This is a genomic window from Klebsiella sp. 2019SCSN059 (assembly GCF_021739525.1).
Taxonomy (GTDB): Bacteria; Pseudomonadota; Gammaproteobacteria; order Enterobacterales; family Enterobacteriaceae; genus Klebsiella; species Klebsiella quasipneumoniae.
The window spans coordinates 52,815-70,467 of sequence record NZ_JAKKOM010000001.1 but is presented as its reverse complement, the minus strand read 5'-3'; the positions used below and the strand labels follow the sequence as shown (position 1 = coordinate 70,467).

At 56.1% G+C, this 17,653-nt stretch carries 23 protein-coding genes; 11 read left to right on the top strand and 12 right to left on the bottom strand.

The genetic code is table 11. The features are described 5' to 3' along the window. Position 1: 1 nt before the first annotated feature. Genes L2I46_RS00380 through L2I46_RS00370 form a run of 3 tightly spaced genes read right to left on the bottom strand, consistent with a single transcriptional unit; the run spans position 2 to position 761 of the window. Positions 2 to 241 carry a hypothetical protein gene (locus L2I46_RS00380; RefSeq protein WP_236947455.1) on the bottom strand — a complete coding sequence of 80 codons (240 nt, stop codon included), beginning with the start codon at positions 239 to 241 and terminating at the stop codon, positions 2 to 4. After that, the gene (locus L2I46_RS00375; RefSeq protein WP_153649039.1) at positions 238 to 483 is read right to left on the bottom strand and encodes a DUF4761 domain-containing protein; all 246 of its coding nucleotides are present in this window, start codon (positions 481 to 483) and stop codon (positions 238 to 240) included. The genes L2I46_RS00380 and L2I46_RS00375 overlap by 4 nt, the downstream gene beginning before the upstream one ends. Positions 484 to 494: 11 nt before the next feature. Further along, positions 495 to 761, bottom strand: coding sequence for a hypothetical protein (locus L2I46_RS00370; protein WP_032737939.1), 267 nt, complete (start codon positions 759 to 761; stop codon positions 495 to 497). 81 nt (positions 762 to 842) lie between these two features. Between L2I46_RS00370 and L2I46_RS00365 the strand changes: the two genes are divergently transcribed. From L2I46_RS00365 to L2I46_RS00350, 4 genes are all read left to right on the top strand, one after another. Next, the gene (locus L2I46_RS00365) at positions 843 to 1,142 is read left to right on the top strand and encodes a helix-turn-helix transcriptional regulator (protein ID WP_130973331.1); all 300 of its coding nucleotides are present in this window, start codon (positions 843 to 845) and stop codon (positions 1,140 to 1,142) included. A gap of 64 nt (positions 1,143 to 1,206) precedes the next feature. Continuing rightward, complete coding sequence (locus L2I46_RS00360) at positions 1,207 to 2,175, top strand: phage integrase (RefSeq protein ID WP_130973332.1); 969 nt, start codon at positions 1,207 to 1,209, stop codon at positions 2,173 to 2,175. A gap of 1 nt (position 2,176) precedes the next feature. Continuing rightward, positions 2,177 to 2,674, top strand: coding sequence for a hypothetical protein (locus tag L2I46_RS00355; RefSeq protein ID WP_130973333.1), 498 nt, complete (start codon positions 2,177 to 2,179; stop codon positions 2,672 to 2,674). Further along, positions 2,667 to 3,107 (top strand): DUF1640 domain-containing protein, encoded by a 441-nt coding sequence (locus L2I46_RS00350; protein ID WP_101837125.1) that lies wholly within the window; start codon positions 2,667 to 2,669, stop codon positions 3,105 to 3,107. Before L2I46_RS00355 ends, L2I46_RS00350 begins: the two co-directional genes overlap by 8 nt. Positions 3,108 to 3,248: 141 nt before the next feature. Here L2I46_RS00350 and dadX read toward each other — a convergent pair whose 3' ends face one another. The 3 genes from dadX to L2I46_RS00335 all read right to left on the bottom strand — a co-directional run bounded on the left by dadX (position 3,249) and on the right by L2I46_RS00335 (position 5,872). Beyond that, positions 3,249 to 4,319 (bottom strand): catabolic alanine racemase DadX, encoded by a 1,071-nt coding sequence (gene dadX, locus L2I46_RS00345; protein ID WP_023290204.1) that lies wholly within the window; start codon positions 4,317 to 4,319, stop codon positions 3,249 to 3,251. A 9-nt stretch (positions 4,320 to 4,328) separates the two neighbouring features. Then, on the bottom strand, positions 4,329 to 5,627 hold the full coding sequence (locus tag L2I46_RS00340; RefSeq protein WP_044523951.1) for a D-amino acid dehydrogenase: 1,299 nt from the start codon (positions 5,625 to 5,627) through the stop codon (positions 4,329 to 4,331). A gap of 98 nt (positions 5,628 to 5,725) precedes the next feature. Next, positions 5,726 to 5,872, bottom strand: coding sequence for a hypothetical protein (locus tag L2I46_RS00335; protein WP_065805731.1), 147 nt, complete (start codon positions 5,870 to 5,872; stop codon positions 5,726 to 5,728). 76 nt (positions 5,873 to 5,948) lie between these two features. Here L2I46_RS00335 and L2I46_RS00330 point away from each other — a divergent pair, with 76 nt between their 5' ends. Then, positions 5,949 to 7,481 carry a SpoVR family protein gene (locus L2I46_RS00330; RefSeq protein WP_004203310.1) on the top strand — a complete coding sequence of 511 codons (1,533 nt, stop codon included), beginning with the start codon at positions 5,949 to 5,951 and terminating at the stop codon, positions 7,479 to 7,481. 74 nt (positions 7,482 to 7,555) lie between these two features. On the opposite strand, the gene fadR is transcribed toward L2I46_RS00330, so the two are convergent. Then, positions 7,556 to 8,275: a fatty acid metabolism transcriptional regulator FadR gene (gene fadR, locus L2I46_RS00325; protein WP_004203311.1), complete on the bottom strand. Its 720-nt coding sequence runs from the start codon at positions 8,273 to 8,275 to the stop codon at positions 7,556 to 7,558. A 248-nt stretch (positions 8,276 to 8,523) separates the two neighbouring features. On the opposite strand from fadR, the gene nhaB reads away from it, so the two are divergent. The 3 genes from nhaB to L2I46_RS00310 all read left to right on the top strand — a co-directional run bounded on the left by nhaB (position 8,524) and on the right by L2I46_RS00310 (position 11,228). Next, complete coding sequence (gene nhaB, locus L2I46_RS00320) at positions 8,524 to 10,074, top strand: sodium/proton antiporter NhaB (protein WP_032453352.1); 1,551 nt, start codon at positions 8,524 to 8,526, stop codon at positions 10,072 to 10,074. A gap of 128 nt (positions 10,075 to 10,202) precedes the next feature. Beyond that, positions 10,203 to 10,733: a disulfide bond formation protein DsbB gene (dsbB, locus tag L2I46_RS00315; RefSeq protein ID WP_004203315.1), complete on the top strand. Its 531-nt coding sequence runs from the start codon at positions 10,203 to 10,205 to the stop codon at positions 10,731 to 10,733. Between the two features lie 150 nt (positions 10,734 to 10,883). Continuing rightward, a complete protein-coding gene (locus tag L2I46_RS00310) occupies positions 10,884 to 11,228 on the top strand; it encodes a DUF1971 domain-containing protein (RefSeq protein ID WP_032453353.1) in 345 nt (114 codons plus the stop codon). A gap of 6 nt (positions 11,229 to 11,234) precedes the next feature. On the opposite strand, the gene L2I46_RS00305 is transcribed toward L2I46_RS00310, so the two are convergent. The 3 genes from L2I46_RS00305 to L2I46_RS00295 form a co-directional block, all read right to left on the bottom strand. Beyond that, positions 11,235 to 11,681: a YcgN family cysteine cluster protein gene (locus tag L2I46_RS00305; protein WP_017900197.1), complete on the bottom strand. Its 447-nt coding sequence runs from the start codon at positions 11,679 to 11,681 to the stop codon at positions 11,235 to 11,237. A gap of 94 nt (positions 11,682 to 11,775) precedes the next feature. Beyond that, positions 11,776 to 12,435 carry a fumarylacetoacetate hydrolase family protein gene (locus tag L2I46_RS00300; protein WP_236947454.1) on the bottom strand — a complete coding sequence of 220 codons (660 nt, stop codon included), beginning with the start codon at positions 12,433 to 12,435 and terminating at the stop codon, positions 11,776 to 11,778. A 16-nt stretch (positions 12,436 to 12,451) separates the two neighbouring features. After that, on the bottom strand, positions 12,452 to 12,733 hold the full coding sequence (locus tag L2I46_RS00295; RefSeq protein WP_004203320.1) for a YcgL domain-containing protein: 282 nt from the start codon (positions 12,731 to 12,733) through the stop codon (positions 12,452 to 12,454). 126 nt (positions 12,734 to 12,859) lie between these two features. Between L2I46_RS00295 and minC the strand changes: the two genes are divergently transcribed. The 3 genes from minC to minE are packed head-to-tail and all read left to right on the top strand — an operon-like array spanning position 12,860 to position 14,667. Beyond that, positions 12,860 to 13,558, top strand: a complete 699-nt coding sequence (minC, locus tag L2I46_RS00290; RefSeq protein ID WP_023290209.1) for a septum site-determining protein MinC — start codon at positions 12,860 to 12,862, stop codon at positions 13,556 to 13,558. Between the two features lie 23 nt (positions 13,559 to 13,581). Next, positions 13,582 to 14,394 (top strand): septum site-determining protein MinD, encoded by an 813-nt coding sequence (gene minD / locus L2I46_RS00285; protein ID WP_002910900.1) that lies wholly within the window; start codon positions 13,582 to 13,584, stop codon positions 14,392 to 14,394. 3 nt (positions 14,395 to 14,397) lie between these two features. Next, positions 14,398 to 14,667, top strand: coding sequence for a cell division topological specificity factor MinE (gene minE / locus L2I46_RS00280; RefSeq protein ID WP_004103270.1), 270 nt, complete (start codon positions 14,398 to 14,400; stop codon positions 14,665 to 14,667). A gap of 77 nt (positions 14,668 to 14,744) precedes the next feature. Here the strand turns inward: minE and rnd are convergent, their stop codons facing one another. Together rnd and fadD are read right to left on the bottom strand one after the other, a co-directional pair. Continuing rightward, on the bottom strand, positions 14,745 to 15,860 hold the full coding sequence (gene rnd / locus L2I46_RS00275; RefSeq protein WP_072420787.1) for a ribonuclease D: 1,116 nt from the start codon (positions 15,858 to 15,860) through the stop codon (positions 14,745 to 14,747). An 81-nt stretch (positions 15,861 to 15,941) separates the two neighbouring features. Then, a complete protein-coding gene (gene fadD, locus L2I46_RS00270) occupies positions 15,942 to 17,627 on the bottom strand; it encodes a long-chain-fatty-acid--CoA ligase FadD (RefSeq protein WP_085551111.1) in 1,686 nt (561 codons plus the stop codon). Positions 17,628 to 17,653 lie beyond the last annotated feature (26 nt).

Sequence of the window (17,653 nt, the reverse complement as noted above, 5' to 3'; positions counted from 1 at the left end):
CTCATACAGCAAGCTCTATCGCGGCTGGAGACGGTATCTCGCCATTCATGATCGCGCTATCGAACGGGCGCAGATCACTAAGTGCGTCGTCATCATTCATGCAGAAGGCGGCACCATAAATATGCTGGACGCCACTGGCTAATACACCGTAATGCGACTCACGGCCTTGCGGGTTGTTTTCCAGATTGAAATAATAATCTTCCAGCATTTTATTAATCTGCTCAGCATAAAGGCGTTTCATTTCCCGTTCTCCCAATGATTAATAAAGCGGTGATTGGTAATAATGCGATCTATCGTTTTGCGCGCTTCCGATAAAGCAAAGTCAATTCCGAAAGAATCACCATCTTTCATAATTTGATAACGCTTCTTACCTACCCTGCGCGGTAATACACGGATGGTGAAGCCGCAACAAATTCCGGCGTGCTTATTTATCCAGGTAACCTTGGGTAAGTTATCGCGCGTAATTCCACTCCCTTTCTGCATGACTATCCCCTTTAGTTCATTGACTCAACAAAGCGCTCGGCTTTGTAGCGGGCGTTCATGTAGATGGCGAGCAGGTTAACTTCCCGCTTTGCTCGTGGGCGCGCCTGAATGATCGGTAAACGGCCATCGTCTGCGCGATGTTGAACTGCCTTCAGCGTTAGGCCAGTGCGCTTCGCGTAGTCGGCCAGGGACTCAGAAACACGATCGCCAAATGGGTAATCACCCGGCAAATCCCTGATTTCAGGTGGCGTAGTGGCTCTTCTTGCGTTTCTTGCCATGTGTTATCCTGCCTTGTTTGGGTAGTTTGGGGTTTTATTGGTTCATTAACATGAACCAACTTTAGATCATAGGAATGAACCATGTCAAGCGAGCTAAGTGAGAAACTAAAGCTGATCAGGGAAGCAGAGGGTTTAAGTCAGGCAAAATTCGCCGATTTAACAGGTATTTCCATAAGCACGATTAAGAAATATGAGGTTGGGATAATGGAGCCTGGCGGAGTTACGCTGAGAAAAATCACAACTCACGAGTCCTTCAAAAAATACACCTTGTGGCTAATGAGCGATGAAACCAATGAAGCATCCGGTCAGATAGCTCCGGCTCTCTCCCCTGATGGGCAAGACGGAACATCGAGCCGCCGAAGCGCGAAAAAGGTTGGCTAACTGCTTTAAATATAATGGAAAGATGGGGCAAAGGTGGGATCTGTCATGAGAGGGGGATTTTCTGGTGAGTATTAAATCTCTTAAAGATGGCTATATGGTTGATATGCGTCCGCAGGGTCGTGAAGGCCGGCGTATACGCAAAAAATTCCCAACCAAATCCGAAGCGCAACAATATGAGCGCTGGATCCTGTCCTCACAACACGGGAAAGAATGGCTGGATAGAGCCCCCGACAAGCGTCCGTTCTCCGAACTTATTGAGCTTTGGTGGCGCATCAAAGGCCAGACCATGAAATCAGGCGAAAGTACCCGCCGTAAGCTTGAGCGTGTTGATGAGGCTATGGGGTATCCCACCACCGACAAGGTAAATAAAAGCACCTGGGCTGATTATCGCGCTGGTCGCTACGCTGCCGGCATTAAGGCCAAGACACTGAACCGCGAACAGGAAACGCTATCGTCACTGTTCGGTACCCTCATTGAGACCGGGAATTATCACCACGAGAACCCCTTTAAAGGCATCTCGCCACTAAAAGTACACGCGCATGAAATGGGTTATCTGCTGAAGTCGCAGATTAAGCAGCTGCTGGCTACCCTGCCCGAGCCGGAAAACCTCGCGGCACGATTAAGTCTGGCGACCGGTGCTCGCTGGGGTGAGGTCGTGAAGCTAAGGCGAACACACCTTGCTCATTCAAAAGCGATGTTTATTAACACCAAGAACAGCAAAAACAGAACTGTGCCCGTTAGCAATATGCTGTTTGATGAGCTGTGCGAGCGGGGAACGGGCGATATTTTTGCGGACGTGGATTACGAACTGCTTCGCCGGACGATCAAGCAGGTGGCTCCGGATCTACCGGACGGCCAGGGGGTTCATGTTCTGCGGCATACCTTCGCCAGCCATTTCATGATGAATGGCGGCAATATTCTGACCCTGCAAAAAATACTGGGTCACTCGAACATACAGCAAACAATGGTATACGCGCATCTTGCGCCAGATTACCTACAGGATGCCGTGCGATTTAACCCTCTGGAGAACTAAAATGGATATGAAAGAACCGACAGAGAAAGAATTGCGAGATTTTCTTCTAAAACAATTTTATGAAGAAAAACTCAAGTCCAAAATCGACCTTCTTAACGGTGATGAACAAGAAGTAACAGATAAGTATCGTAGTCGTCTTAGAACTATAGATGCAGAGATGTTATTTAAGTATCTTTCAGAAAAAAGAATTTCTGGGCATTGTCTGGCTTGCGGTTCAGATAAATTATCTGTTCCACAGACTGGTTACATAAAAACCGATAGTTTTCCCGAAAACTTTGAATCTCTTGGAGAAGCTGAGCGAGGCATGATTGAAGATGCTCAATCAGTACAATATGTCCAATATGTTGCATTTGGTAACCTGAATACGATCGCCGGACTTAGAAAAAGCTATTACATGGTGAATTGCCTCAATTGCGGTCATCTGAGCTTATATCGTGCCAGTGCTGTCCTTAAGTGGTTTGAAGATCAAAACCCTAAAGGAGCACAAAACGATGAGTAGTGTTTCTGAGTTTCGCCGCTCCAATAGCACAAATGATGTACCATGGAAGAAAGACGGGGATGGAGGCGATGGCATGTCTGACAATCTTGAAAAACGTGTAGAAAAACTCGAAGACGGTATGTCCACAGTCAAGCTCGACCTTGTAAGGCTGACAGAGCGTTCAGAGCAGTTTGTCACAAAGGCAGATTTGTCAGAGCTTAAAGGTGAACTGAAGGCAGAAATGTTGGGCCTGAAATCCGAAATTTCTAATACGAAGAGCGAACTTAAATTAGATATTGTTAATGTTAAAAACGAGTTTATCGAAGCGCTGGATAAACGCTTTGACAAGCTTGAGGATAAGGCTCGCTGGAAATGGGGTAGTGTTGTGGTGCCTGTTGCTGTCGGCATTCTTTCAGCACTCATCACCTTTTTAGTGGCAAAATTTGGCTCCTGATAGAGATCCACAAAGTGTCCACACCCGCCGAGTTAGGGCGGGTTTTGGCGGGTAGTTTGAGGTTATCGAAATGCCAGTATTTCAGTAACTTATTGAAATACTGGCATATGTGATCGGCGGAGTGATCCGCCCCGGAATACGTTACAGGGTCACAACCGGCACCCGCGGCGCCAGGGCGCACATCAGCTCATAGCCGACGGTGCCGCAGCTGGCCGCCACGTCGTCGATTTTAATCTCTTTGCCCCACAGTTCGACCGGCGCGCCAATCCCGGCCTGCGGACAGGGGGTTAAATCGACCGCCAGCATATCCATCGACACGCGCCCGACGGTGGTAGTCCGCACGCCGTCCACCAGCACCGGCGTGCCGCTCGGCGCCACCCGCGGATAGCCGTCGGCATAGCCGCAGGCGACAATGCCGATCCGCTGCTCCTGAGTGGTGCGATACAGGCCGCCATAGCCGATCGCCTCGCCGGGGCGCAGGTTCTGCACGGCGATGATTTCGCTGCGCAGGGCCATCACCGGCTTCAGGCCGGTGTTCGCGATGTCCTGCCACTGCCCTGAGGGCGACGCGCCATACAGCACGATGCCCGGTCGAACCCAGTCAAAATGCGCTTCCGGATGCCAGAGGGTCGCCGCCGAGTTGGCCAGCGAGCGCGGGCAATCCAGTCCCTCCGCCGCTTGTTCAATACGGCGCATCGGCTCGACAATCCCCTGCGGGTTCTCCGCCTCCGCGAAGTGCGACATCAGCGTCATCTCGCCGACATTGCTTATCGCCCGCAGCTGCTGCCAGACGGTATGCACCCGCTCCGGCATAAAGCCCAGCCGGTTCATGCCGCTGTTCACCTTGAGATAGATATCCAGCGGCGCGCGCAGCTTCGCCTGCTGCAGCGCCTTAATCTGCCAGTTGCTGTGAACGCTGGTGGTTAAGCGATATTGATCCAGCACCGCCAGCTCATCGGCATGGAAGAAGCCCTCCAGCAGCAGGATCGGACCTTTCCAGCCCTGCTCGCGCAGCAGGATCGCCTCTTCCAGGTTGAGCAAGGCGAAACCATCCGCCGCGCTCAACGCACTCCATACCCGCGCCACGCCATGGCCATAAGCATTAGCTTTGACCACCGCCCACAGGCGCGACCCGGGGGCCGCGCGACGCACTATCTGTAAATTCTGCCGCAAGGCCAGCAGGTCGATGCTGGCCACTACCGGACGGGTCATGCAAGCTCCTTAGTTGTGTGCGCCATGCAGATGCTGCGGACGCGCCGGGGTGAACCCGGGGCTGTAGCGGGCGACCGCCAGATCGTCGTAAGGGATCGCCGGCGTGCGGCCGGAGATCAAATCGCTGATCAGCTGCCCTGAGCCGCAGGCCATGGTCCAGCCGAGGGTACCGTGACCGGTGTTGAGCCACAGGTTTTTAAACGCCGTGCGCCCGACCACCGGCGTGCCGTCCGGCGTCATCGGCCGCAGGCCGGTCCAGAAGGTGGCCTGCTCAACGTGGCCGCCGCGGGGGAACAGGTCGCGCACCACCATCTCCAGAGTTTCCCGACGCGGCTGCAGCAGCGCTTTGTTAAAACCGACGATCTCGGCCATACCGCCGACGCGAATACGCTGATCGAAACGGGTGATGGCGATTTTATACGTCTCATCAAGGATAGTGGAAACCGGCGCGCCGTCTTCCTGGGCAATCGGGATGGTTAATGAATAGCCTTTCAGCGGGTAGACCGGAATATCCACCAGCCCCTTGAGCATCGCCGTCGAGTAGGAGCCGAAGGCCATCACATAGGCGTCGCCTTTGATAATCTCATCGCCGCATTTCACCCCGGCAATGCGATCGCCCTCCTGCAGCAGGGCGTCCACCGGGGTATTGAAGCGGAAGGTGACCCCGGCCTGTTCCGCCATCGCCGCCAGACGGGTGGTAAACAGCTGGCAGTCGCCGGTTTCATCGTTTGGCAGACGCAGGCCGCCGGTCAGTTTGTGGCTGACCTCCGCCAGCGCAGGCTCCACTTCCGCCAGCCGCTTCGCCTCCAGCAGCTGATACGGCACGCCGGCGTCCTCCAGCACCGCGATGTCGCGGGTGGCGTTTTCATACTGTTTGGCGGTACGGAACAGCTGCAGCGTCCCGCCCTGACGCCCTTCATACTGAATGCCGGTGGTGTCGCGCAGCGCCTTCAGGCAGTCACGGCTGTACTCCGCCAGGCGCACCATCCGGCCTTTGTTCTCCATATAGTGGCGGGTGTCGCAGTTGCGCAGCATCTGCCACATCCACTTCAGCTGGAACGACGTGCCGTCAAGGCCGATCGCCAGCGGCGCATGGCGCTGGAACATCCATTTTATCGCCTTCAGCGGCACCCCCGGCGCCGCCCAGGGCGCCGCATAGCCGGGAGAAATCTGCCCGGCGTTGGCCGCGCTGGTCTCCTCTGCCGGACCGGGCTGACGGTCGATAACCGTCACCTCATGACCCGCCTGACTCAAATACCACGCGCTGGCTACCCCAACCACCCCACTTCCCAGTATGACGACACGCATAGCGACTCCGTAACAGTTAAAGAACAATCATCTAATTACAAATTGATAACTCAGATGAAAATATTATTCAACATACGCTTTATTTATGGTGACTTAACTCACAGCAAACCGCACCAGCCCTGCGCTGCGAGATTTACGATCTCATGCTGCGCTTTATTTTTACCCAGCATTATATTCTGTAAATAAGCGCAAAAAACGGCTTTGAGATGGGTAAATCGCGAAGAAAAGCGATTGGCTGACAACACAGTTTGCTGTGCGGTGTTCTATGCTTGTTTAGAGGTTTTCCGTTCAGAGAAAACCAACAACAACGAGGGCGCGCTAATGGCTACGATTGACTCCATGAACAGGGACACCACCCGTTTAAGCGATGGACCCGACTGGACGTTTGAGTTACTGGAGACCTACCTGGCCGAAGTGGACCGGGTCGCTAAGCTCTATCGTCTTGACACCTACCCGCACCAGATCGAAGTCATTACTTCCGAGCAGATGATGGACGCCTACTCCAGCGTCGGCATGCCCATCAACTATCCGCACTGGTCGTTCGGCAAAAAATTCATTGAGACCGAGCAGGCCTATAAGCACGGCCAGCAGGGCCTGGCGTATGAGATTGTCATCAACTCCAACCCCTGTATCGCCTACCTGATGGAAGAAAACACCATCACCATGCAGGCGCTGGTGATGGCGCACGCCTGCTACGGGCATAACTCGTTCTTTAAAAACAATTACCTGTTTCGCAGCTGGACCGACGCCAGCTCAATCATCGATTACCTGATCTTCGCCCGCAAATACATTACCGAGTGCGAAGAACGCTATGGCGTCGACGAAGTGGAGAAACTGCTCGACTCCTGCCATGCGCTGATGAACTACGGCGTCGACCGCTATAAACGTCCGCAAAAAATCTCTCTGCAGGAGGAGAAGGCGCGGCAGAAAAGCCGGGAAGAGTATCTGCAGAGCCAGGTGAATATGCTGTGGCGCACCCTGCCGAAGCGCGAAGAGGAGAAGGCGATTGAGTCCGCCCGCCGCTACCCTTCCGAACCGCAGGAGAACCTGCTGTACTTTATGGAGAAGAACGCCCCGCTGCTGGAATCGTGGCAGCGCGAGATCCTGCGCATCGTGCGCAAAGTCAGCCAGTATTTCTACCCGCAGAAACAGACCCAGGTGATGAACGAGGGGTGGGCCACCTTCTGGCACTACACCATCCTCAATCATCTCTATGACGAAGGGAAAGTGACCGAGCGCTTTATGCTGGAGTTTCTCCACAGCCACACGAACGTGGTGTTCCAGCCGCCATACAACAGTCCGTGGTACAGTGGGATTAACCCCTACGCGCTGGGCTTCGCCATGTTCCAGGACATCAAGCGCATCTGCCAGTCGCCCACCGAAGAGGACAAGTACTGGTTCCCGGATATCGCCGGTTCCGACTGGCTGGAAACGCTGCATTTCGCCATGCGCGACTTCAAGGATGAGAGCTTTATCAGCCAGTTCCTGTCGCCGAAGATCATGCGCGATTTCCGCTTCTTCACCGTGCTCGACGACGACCACAACAATTATCTCGAGATCTCGGCGATCCACAACGAAGAGGGCTATCGCGAGATCCGCAACAAGCTCTCAGCGCAATATAACCTCAGCAATCTTGAGCCGAATATCCAGGTGTGGAACGTTGACCTGCGCGGCGACCGCTCGCTGACGTTGCGCTATGTGCCGCACAACCGCGTCCCGCTGGACAAAGGGCGGCGCGAAGTGCTGAAACATGTGCATCGTCTGTGGGGGTTCGATGTGCTGCTGGAGCAGCAGAACGCCGACGGCAGCATTGAGCTACTGGACCGCTGCCCGGCGCGGCCGAACGCGCTATAGCTTTACGGGACGTATAAAACGACGAAGGGGGCCATCGGCCCCCTTATTGTGTTTATCGATGGCGAAAAGCCAGCTTAACGCACATTCATGGCTAAATCGCCGGGCAGCGATTTCTGCATCCGGTGCCAGATCTCGCCGCTGTCATGGCCGTAGCGACGAACCAGCTCATACACCTGATCGTGCAGGCCGCCTTCGCACACCTTCGCCAGCTGATGATAAAAGCCCAGCGCCAGGCTGCGCGCTTCCGGGCTGGAGAAATAGTGGCGGCCAATGCGGGTATACAGCCCCTTCATGCCGTTGAGGATCAGACCATAGATCGGATTGCCGGAGGCGAACGCCAGACCGCGGAAAATGTTGTAATCGAGGTCGGCGAAGGCGTCGGCGTGATCTTCCACTTCCCGGGCGCTGTCCAGCACCGCCAGCGCTTTATCCGGATGCTGACGGAACGCGGTGCGAATAAAAATCGTGGAAATATTGGTGCGCACGGAGAGCAGGTTATCAATCAGCTGCGGGACGCTGTCGTGATCCAGACGCGCCAGCGTTTCAAGGATATTCAGCCCGGAGGTCTCCCAGAAGTTGTTCACTTTGGTGGGTTTGCCGTGCTGAATGGTCAACCAGCCGTCACGCGCCAGACGCTGCAACACTTCGCGCAGAGTGGTGCGGGTGACACCGATCAGCTCAGAAAGCTCGCGTTCAGCGGGGAGAATCGATCCAGGTGGGAAGCGGTTATTCCAGATGCTCTCAATGATATACTCTTCCGCGAAACCCGCAGGGCTCTGCGCCTTAATGACCATAATAATATTTCCATTACACATTGTTGCAATTGCACTCATCATACCAGAGCCGCTATAGCGCAGATAGCATCGCAAGTGAATTAAAAAGGGATCGCCGTTTCATTTTCCGTTTTTACTTTACGCTTTTCCTTCTCGCCCGTAACCGCCGCCGCGCTGCGAAGAAAGTTGCTTCTCATTTTGCTCAGCTGATACTCTTGCCAATCGTTACGCACAAAATCATGTACTAATTGACGGGGAAGGATTCTGTCGTGGAAATTTCTTATGGCCGCGCGCTGTGGCGCAATTTTCTTGGCCAGTCGCCTGACTGGTACAAGCTGGCATTAATTATTTTCTTAATCATCAATCCGCTGGTGTTCGCCTTAGCGCCGTTTGTCGCCGGCTGGCTGCTGGTGGTTGAGTTTATCTTTACCCTCGCCATGGCGCTGAAGTGCTATCCACTGCTGCCGGGGGGGCTGCTGGCATTTGAAGCGGTGCTGATCGGCATGACCAGCCCGGGTCATGTGCGGGAAGAGATCGCCAGCAACCTGGAAGTGCTGCTCCTGCTGATGTTCATGGTGGCGGGCATCTACTTTATGAAGCAGCTGCTGCTCTTCGTCTTTACGCGCCTGCTGCTCGGCATCCGCAGCAAAATGCTGCTGTCGCTGGCCTTCTGCCTGGCCGCCGCCTTCCTCTCCGCCTTTCTCGATGCGCTCACCGTGGTGGCGGTGGTGATTAGCGTCGCCGTCGGGTTTTACGGCATCTATCACCGCGTCGCCTCGGCGCGCCCCGACGATAGCGATGTGCAGGACGACAGCCATATCGATCAGCACTACCGCGAGGTGCTGGAGCAGTTCCGCGGTTTTCTGCGCAGCCTGATGATGCACGCCGGCGTCGGTACCGCGCTCGGCGGCGTCATGACCATGGTCGGCGAGCCGCAAAACTTGATTATCGCCAAAGCGGCGGGCTGGCATTTTGGCGAATTCTTCATTCGCATGTCGCCCATCACGCTGCCGGTGCTGGTCTGCGGGCTGCTGACCTGTCTGCTGGTGGAAAAGTATCGCCTGTTTGGCTACGGCGAACCGCTGCCGCCGACGGTCCGAAAGGTGCTGCAGGACTTTGACGATCGCAGCCGCGCGCAGCGCAGTCGTCAGGAACGGCTGCGGCTGATTGCCCAGGCGCTGATTGGCGTCTGGCTGATCGCAGCCCTCGCATTGCACCTTGCCGAAGTCGGCCTCATTGGCCTGTCGGTGATCATTCTCGCTACCACCTTTACCGGCGTGACCGATGAACATGCGATTGGCAAGGCGTTCACCGAGGCGTTGCCCTTCACCGCGCTGCTGACGGTATTCTTTGCCGTCGTGGCGGTGATCATCGACCAGCAGCTGTTCACGCCGGTCATCGAGTTTGTTCTGCAGGCCTCGCCGCACGCGCAGCTGTCGCTGTTTTATCTGTTTAACGGCCTGCTGTCGTCCATCTCGGATAACGTTTTTGTCGGTACGGTCTACATCAACGAAGCGAAAACCGCCCTCGAGCATGGCGCCATCAGCCTGAAGCAGTTTGAGATGCTGGCGGTGGCGATCAACACCGGCACCAACCTGCCGTCAGTGGCCACCCCGAACGGCCAGGCGGCATTCCTCTTCCTGCTGACTTCCGCGCTGGCGCCGCTTATCCGGCTCTCCTATGGCCGCATGGTGTGGATGGCTCTGCCCTACACCCTCGTGCTGACGCTGGTCGGCCTGCTGTGCGTCGAGTTCACCCTGATGCCGGTCACCGAATGGTTGCTGGCTCACGGCTGGCTGGTTACCCCCACCCTGCCCTGATCCACCCGTCGCCCGGGTTCGCCCGGGCGATTCAATAACCAGTTACGTAATATTTTCCGCCGGGCCGCTGGCGTCGGTTCGGTTTTCGTTTACACTGCCATGATTTAGCATCTTCCAGGGAAATGATTATGTTGCAATATTTAAACCAGTGCTCGCGGGGACGCGGCGCCTGGCTCCTGATGGCATTGACCGCGTTCATTCTCGAACTCGTCGCGCTGTGGTTCCAGCACGTGATGCTGCTGCAGCCGTGTGTGATGTGCATTTATGAACGCTGCGCCCTGTTTGGCATCATGGGCGCGGGGCTGGTGGGCGCCATTGCCCCCAAAACGCCGCTGCGCTATGTCGCCATGCTGATTTGGCTGTACAGCGCGGTACGTGGGCTGCAGCTGGCGTGGGAACATACGATGATCCAGTTGCACCCATCGCCGTTCCAGACCTGTGATTTCGCCGCCCGCTTCCCGAGCTGGCTGCCGCTGGATAAATGGTTGCCGCAGGTGTTTGTCGCGTCCGGCGACTGTTCGGTACGCCAGTGGCAGTTCCTGTCGCTGGAGATGCCGCAATGGCTGGTGGGCATTTTCGCGGCCTATCTGGTGGTGGCTATCCTGGTGATCGTTGCTCAGCCTTTTAAAGCGAAAAAGCGCGATCTGTTTGGCCGCTAAGCCGCTGTGAGTCCCGCGCATCATGAAACGCCCTCCGGGGCGTTTTTTTGTGCCTGCTGTTCATCGCTGAATCGTTTCCTGTCTGCGGTTGACCACGGCCATCAAAAGATGCATATTAAATACATCTTATATAGCCCCACAGGAGCTCACATGTCATCTTTACTGATCCCCGCAGACTGGAAAGTTAAACGCTCCACCCCGTTCTTTACCAAAGAGAACGTCCCCGCCGCCCTGCTGAGCCACCACAACACCGCAGCCGGCGTCTTCGGTCAGCTGTGCGTCATGGAAGGTACGGTGACCTATTACGGTTTTGCCAATGAACAGGCGACGGAGCCGGAGAAAAAAGTCGTCATTCATGCCGGGCAGTTTGCCACCAGTCCGCCGCAGTACTGGCACCGCGTCGAACTCAGCGACGATGCCCGCTTCAATATTCACTTCTGGGTGGCGGATGAAACCGACGGTGAAAACGGGCTGTTCCACGCGAAAAAAGCGTGACGGCGCTTACCGCGCCCTGTCAGGCAGATTAAGGATGTGGTCCTGCCAGTCGACAACGGTGGACTCGGGCACCGCAATATGACGGACGGAGATGCGTTCGCCGTGCATCGCCGCTTTTGAGCCGGTCAGCAGCGGGTGCCAGGCCGGCAGAGGCTTGCCTTCCGCCAGCAGGCGATAGGCGCAGGTTGGCGGCAGCCATTCGAAAGTCGGCAGATTTTCGCGCGTGAGCTTGATACAGTCCGGCTCATATTCGAAGCGACGCTCGTAGTTACGGCACTGGCAGGTTTTGATATTGAGCTGACGGCAGGCGACGTTGGTGAAGTAGATCTCATCGGTATCTTCATCCATCAGCTTATGCAGGCAGCACTGGCCGCAACCGTCACACAGCGATTCCCACTCCGCGTCGGTCATGTCATCCAGGGTTTTTTGTTGCCAGAAAGGTTGTTCGCTCATCGAAGTGTCCGTCGTTGCCAGTTAAGGGTGCACCTTATAACCAGTCTGGCACGACGATGCAAGTTTTGCCGCCCCAAAAGGCGGCAAACCACGCTTACAGTACCCGGGTGGTGAGCGACAGGCCGTTGAAGCCGACCACCAGCTCGTCGCCGCTGTGCAGCGGCCCTACCCCTTCCGGGGTGCCGGTGAGGATCACGTCCCCGGCTTTGAGAGTAAAGAAGCGCGACATATAGGCGATCAGCGGCACGATCTTATGGATCATGTCGGCGGTAGTGCCCTGCTGGCGCACCTCGCCGTTAATCTTCAGGCTTAACGGCGTATTCTGCGGGTCACCGTGGAACTCGGCGGCCGGAATAAAGCCGGAGATCGGACAGGCGTTATCGAAGCCTTTGGCTTTTTCCCACGGCTGCCCGGCCTTTTTTATCTTCGCCTGCAGGTCGCGCAGGGTGAGATCCAATGCGACGCCATAGCCGGCAATCCCTTTCTGCACATGCTCTTCCGTCGCCTGACGCAGCGTACCGCCGATCAGCACCGCCAGCTCGACTTCGTGATGCACCGAGCCCAGCCCCTCAGGAAGCACCAACGGCTGACGGAGATCGCACAGCGCGCTCTCAGGTTTAATAAACAGCACCGGCTCTTCCGGCGTCGCACTGCCCATTTCCTTGATGTGCTTTGCATAATTACTGCCGACGCAAACCACTTTGCTCACCGGATAATCCAGGAGCGCTCCCTGCCAGTTATGATGTTGGTACATTATTTTCCCTCGTGGGTTAATCGGATTGTTTCCCCTGTTCCGCCAGGTGTTTCTTTAGTAGATTTTCAGACGGCGGAGGAAGTTGCAGGTAATAGCCCTGTTCGCTTAACGCCTGTTTCACTTTTTCGAGGTCGGCGTTAACCAGTTTTTTGCGCCCATCCAGCGGCAGCAGCATCGCCATTTGCGGCGTGCCGAAGCCGCGCATCAGCTCGTCAGGAACGCGTGAGAAATCGTCCTTTTTTTCGACGTATAAATAGGTTTGTTCACGTTTAGTACTTCGATAGATCACACAAAACATAGTTTTACTCGGAATTAGACCCGTGGTCACTTGCCTCAATATATGAGTGACTATAACATGCCTTTTAGTCTTCGGAATATCACCGCACTTCGGCGGTCGATAAACAGCAAATTGAGTAAGGCCAGGATGTCAAATACGCCAATCGAACTTAAAGGCAGTAGCTTCACGTTATCTGTCGTTCATTTGCACGATGCAAATCCCGAGGTTATTCGTCAGGCGTTAGAAGACAAAATCGCCCAGGCTCCCGCCTTTTTACGCCATGCTCCGGTGGTGGTGAATATCGCCAGCGTCGAGGAGAGCGTCGAATGGCGCGCCGTCAACGAGGCTATCGCCGCGACCGGTTTACGTATTATGGGCGTCAGCGGATGCAAAATCCCGCGCCTGAAAACCGAAATCGACCGCGCCGGTATCCCGTTATTAACCGAAGGGAAAGAAAAAGCCCCTCGTCCGGCACCGTCCGAACCTGCCCCGCCGCCGCCAGTTGCTAACCAGATCACAAAAACGCGTTTGATTGACCAGCCGGTACGTTCCGGTCAGCGCATTTATGCGCCACACTGTGATCTTATTGTTACAAATCATGTGAGTGCCGGCGCGGAACTTATCGCTGACGGCAATATCCATGTATATGGCATGATGCGAGGACGCGCATTGGCAGGCGCCGGTGGCGACAGAGACGCCCAGATATTTTGTACCCACCTTGCGGCGGAGCTGGTCTCCATCGCCGGGGAATATTGGCTGAGCGATAACATCCCGGCCGAATTTTATGGCAAAGCGGCACGCCTGCGTTTAGGCGAAAGCGCTTTGACAATTCAACCGTTAAATTAATCCCTTTTTAACAAGGAATTTCTATGGCACGCATTATTGTTGTGACTTCGGGTAAAGGGGGCGTTGGCAAGACCACCTCCAGCGCGGCCATCGCTACAGGTTTGGCCCAGAAGGGAAAGAAAACCGTCGTTATCGACTTCGATATCGGCCTGCGTAACCTCGACCTGATTATGGGCTGCGAACGTCGCGTCGTTTATGATTTCGTCAACGTCATCCAGGGCGATGCCACATTGAACCAGGCGCTGATCAAAGATAAGCGCACGGAAAACCTCTACATTCTCCCGGCTTCCCAGACCCGGGATAAAGACGCCCTGACCCGCGAAGGCGTCGACAAAGTTCTCGAAGAACTGAAGAAGATGGAGTTCGATTTCATCGTCTGTGATTCCCCGGCAGGCATTGAAACCGGTGCGCTGATGGCGCTCTATTTTGCTGATGAAGCCATTATCACCACCAACCCGGAAGTCTCCTCCGTTCGCGACTCCGACCGTATCCTTGGCATTCTCGCTTCCAAATCCCGCCGCGCGGAAAATGGCGAAGAGCCGATCAAAGAGCACCTGCTGCTGACCCGCTACAATCCAGGCCGCGTCAATAAAGGCGATATGCTGAGCATGGAAGACGTGCTGGAGATTCTGCGCATCAACCTGGTGGGCGTGATCCCGGAAGACCAGTCAGTCCTGCGTGCATCCAACCAGGGTGAGCCCGTGATCCTCGATGCCGCGTCGGACGCAGGCAAAGCCTATGCCGATACCGTTGAACGTCTGCTCGGAGAAGAACGCCCTTTCCGCTTCATTGAAGAAGAGAAGAAAGGATTCCTCAAACGCCTGTTCGGAGGATAAATTATGGCTTTACTCGACTTTTTTCTCTCGCGAAAAAAGAACACGGCTAATATTGCGAAAGAACGCCTGCAAATCATCGTCGCCGAGCGCCGCCGCGGGGACGCGGAGCCGCATTACCTGCCGCAGTTGCGCAAAGATATCCTGGAAGTGATCTGCAAATACGTGCAGATCGACCCGGAGATGGTCAGCGTGCAGCTGGAGCAACGGGACGGTGATATTTCCATTCTTGAGCTGAACGTGACCCTACCCGAAACGGAAGAGTCGAAACCCTGACCTGCTGTTCCATCCCGAAAAAAGACCGGCTACGCCACGCGCCGCCGGTTTTTTTATAGCCTGAACCAGACCGCCCGCTAGCGCGGATAGTCGTTTAACAGCGTCTTCAGCCGTTCGCCCATCAGCTCACCACGCCAACCGGAAATCAGCTCAGGCTCAGCGGCCTGCGTTTTCAGCTGCCAGTGCCAGTTCAGCAGCTGGTTGATCTGTCGACGCGACGCCAGCAGCTCCGCGCTTACGCCCTTCTCCGCGCTCACTTCCTGCACCAGCGCTTTAATCTCTTTAAAGGCTTTGCGGTAGCCCGGCATGTCGATCAGATTCTGCAGCGGCGCCGGCAGCGACGACTCCGGCAGCGCCTGGGCTTTCTCGACCAGGCCGATCAGCGTTTTGCCATGGAAGCGAATTTCGCTACCGGACAACCCGAGGCTGTCGAGCTCGCCGAGGCTGGTGGGCATATAGCGCGCCACGCTCCACAGATGCTCTTCCCGCACCACAAAGTTCACCGCCAGGTCGCGCTCACGCGCTTTGCGCAGACGCCACTCCGCCAGCAGCTGCAGGCAGCCCAGCTGGCGGGTACGCAGCTGCCAGGCGTTGCCGATATCGCGCCAGGCCTCGGCCGGGTCGACCACCTCCTGACGGCGCTGCTGCATCAGGCGGCATTCGTCCAGTGCCGCCGATAGCCAGCCCGCGCGATCGGTCTCCGCCATTAATTGGCTGGCGATCGGCAGCAGGTACCAGACGTCGGCCGCAGCGTATTCACACTGACGCTCGGTCAGCGGTCGCGCCAGCCAGTCGGTGCGGGATTCGCTTTTGTCCAGCGCGACCCCGGAATACTCTTCCACCATCGAGGCAAAGCCCCAGGACATCGGCCGACCGCAGAAGGCCGCCAGGATCTGGGTGTCGATCAGCGGCTGCGGCATCAGGTTGAACGCGTTGAGGAAGACTTCTAAATCTTCGCTGCCGGCATGCAGATATTTGGTCACATCCGGGTTGAGCAGCAGGTCGCGCATCGGCGCCCAGTCGTTAATCGTCAAGGGATCGATCAGAGAGACCTGGTGGCCGTCGAACAGCTGCAGCAGGCCCAGCTGCGGGTAATAGGTGCGGGTACGGACAAATTCCGTATCCAGAGCGACGGCGGAGGCCGCGCTTGCCGCTTCGCAGACAGCGCGCAGGCCATCGTCGGTGGTGATCATCTGATAGTTCAAAGCATACTCTCTTAACTTGCGCCCATAAAAAACGCCGGCGTAGCCGGCGTCTGGCGACTCATTCGTTACTCAGCCTTTATTGTCCACTTTAGCGCGCGCTTCGTCACGCAGTTCTCGCCGCAAAATTTTCCCGACGTTGGATTTCGGCAGTTCGTCACGGAATTCCACCAGTTTCGGCACCTTATAGCCGGTCAAATGGCGTCGGCAGAACGTAATCAGCGCTTCTTCGGTTAACGCGGCATCTTTCTTCACCACGAAGATCTTCACCGCTTCGCCGCTGCTGCCGGACGGCACGCCGATGGCCGCCACCTCCAGCACGCCGCTGTGCTGCATGACCACATCTTCGATTTCATTCGGATAGACGTTAAAACCCGACACCAGGATCATATCTTTTTTCCGATCGACGATGCGCAGGAACCCCTCTTCATCCATCACCGCAATATCCCCGGTGTGCAGCCAGCCGTTCTTGATGATCTCATCCGTCGCGTCAGGTCGCTGCCAGTAGCCCAGCATCACCTGCGGCCCCTTGATACAGAGTTCGCCAGGCTGGCCCGGCGCCACTTCGTTATCGTCATCATCCACCAGTTTGGCTTCGGTGGAAGGCACCGGCAGACCAATGCTGCCGCTGTGGTAGTCGATATCGTGGGGGTTGACGCTGACCAGCGGCGAACACTCGGTCAGTCCGTAACCCTCAAGCAGATATTGCCCGGTCAGTTTCACCCAGCGCTCAGCCACCGCCTGCTGCACCGGCATGCCGCCGCCGGCGGAGAGGTGCAGCGAGGAGAAATCAAGCTGCTGGAACTCTTTGTTGTTCAGCAAGGCGTTGAACAGGGTATTGACCCCGGTCATGGCGGTAAAGGGATATTTCGCCAGCTCCTTCACCAGTCCGGGTATGTCGCGCGGGTTGGTGATCAGCAGATTCTGCCCGCCCAGCTCGATAAACAGCAGGCAGTTCATGGTGAGGGCGAAAATGTGATACAGCGGCAGCGCGGTCACCACGAACTCTTTGCCGCGATGCAGCAGCGGGCCGTAGGTGGCATTGACCTGCTCGAGGTTGGCCAGCATGTTGCGATGGGTCAGCATCGCCCCTTTAGCCACCCCGGTAGTGCCCCCGGTGTACTGCAGAAACGCCAGATCTTCCGCAACGATCTCCGGCTTCACGTACTGCATGCGATAGCCGTGCTGCAGCGCGCTGCGAAACGAGATGGCATCCGGCAGATGGTACTTCGGCACCAGGCGCTTGATGTACTTGACCACAAAGTTCACCAGCGTGCCTTTGGCGGTGGAGAGCTGATCGCCCATGCGCGTCAGGATCACGTGTTTCACCTGGGTCTTCGCCACCACTTTTTCCAGGGTATGGGCAAAGTTGGAGACGATGACGATCGCCGCCGCGCCGCTGTCGTTGAGCTGATGCTCCAGTTCACGCGGGGTATATAAGGGGTTGACGTTGACCACGATCATCCCGGCGCGCAGGATGCCAAACAGGGCCACCGGATACTGCAGCAGGTTAGGCATCATCAGGGCCACCCGATCGCCCTTCTGTAACCCTAAGCCCTCCTGAAGGTAAGCGGCGAAGGCGCGACTGCGCTCTTCCAGCTTACGGTAGGTCATCACTTCACCCATATTGATAAACGCCGGTTGGTCGGCGTAGCGGGTGGTGGCATGTTCAAACAGTTCAACCAGGGATTGATAGCGGTCAGGATTTATCTCCGCCGGAACATCTGCGGGATAACGGTTTAGCCAAACCTTTTTCACTGCATCACCTCTGAAATAGTTATTCG

Coding starts and splice junctions, on each gene's coding strand:
- L2I46_RS00380 (WP_236947455.1), bottom strand. CDS start 241: ATGAAACGCCTTTATGCTGAGCAGATTAATAAAATGCTGGAAGATTAT.
- L2I46_RS00375 (WP_153649039.1), bottom strand. CDS start 483: ATGCAGAAAGGGAGTGGAATTACGCGCGATAACTTACCCAAGGTTACC.
- L2I46_RS00370 (WP_032737939.1), bottom strand. CDS start 761: ATGGCAAGAAACGCAAGAAGAGCCACTACGCCACCTGAAATCAGGGAT.
- L2I46_RS00365 (WP_130973331.1), top strand. CDS start 843: ATGTCAAGCGAGCTAAGTGAGAAACTAAAGCTGATCAGGGAAGCAGAG.
- L2I46_RS00355 (WP_130973333.1), top strand. CDS start 2,177: ATGGATATGAAAGAACCGACAGAGAAAGAATTGCGAGATTTTCTTCTA.
- L2I46_RS00350 (WP_101837125.1), top strand. CDS start 2,667: ATGAGTAGTGTTTCTGAGTTTCGCCGCTCCAATAGCACAAATGATGTA.
- dadX (WP_023290204.1), bottom strand. CDS start 4,319: ATGACCCGTCCGGTAGTGGCCAGCATCGACCTGCTGGCCTTGCGGCAG.
- L2I46_RS00340 (WP_044523951.1), bottom strand. CDS start 5,627: ATGCGTGTCGTCATACTGGGAAGTGGGGTGGTTGGGGTAGCCAGCGCG.
- L2I46_RS00330 (WP_004203310.1), top strand. CDS start 5,949: ATGGCTACGATTGACTCCATGAACAGGGACACCACCCGTTTAAGCGAT.
- fadR (WP_004203311.1), bottom strand. CDS start 8,275: ATGGTCATTAAGGCGCAGAGCCCTGCGGGTTTCGCGGAAGAGTATATC.
- dsbB (WP_004203315.1), top strand. CDS start 10,203: ATGTTGCAATATTTAAACCAGTGCTCGCGGGGACGCGGCGCCTGGCTC.
- L2I46_RS00310 (WP_032453353.1), top strand. CDS start 10,884: ATGTCATCTTTACTGATCCCCGCAGACTGGAAAGTTAAACGCTCCACC.
- L2I46_RS00305 (WP_017900197.1), bottom strand. CDS start 11,681: ATGAGCGAACAACCTTTCTGGCAACAAAAAACCCTGGATGACATGACC.
- L2I46_RS00300 (WP_236947454.1), bottom strand. CDS start 12,435: ATGTACCAACATCATAACTGGCAGGGAGCGCTCCTGGATTATCCGGTG.
- L2I46_RS00295 (WP_004203320.1), bottom strand. CDS start 12,733: ATGTTTTGTGTGATCTATCGAAGTACTAAACGTGAACAAACCTATTTA.
- minC (WP_023290209.1), top strand. CDS start 12,860: ATGTCAAATACGCCAATCGAACTTAAAGGCAGTAGCTTCACGTTATCT.
- minD (WP_002910900.1), top strand. CDS start 13,582: ATGGCACGCATTATTGTTGTGACTTCGGGTAAAGGGGGCGTTGGCAAG.
- minE (WP_004103270.1), top strand. CDS start 14,398: ATGGCTTTACTCGACTTTTTTCTCTCGCGAAAAAAGAACACGGCTAAT.
- rnd (WP_072420787.1), bottom strand. CDS start 15,860: ATGATCACCACCGACGATGGCCTGCGCGCTGTCTGCGAAGCGGCAAGC.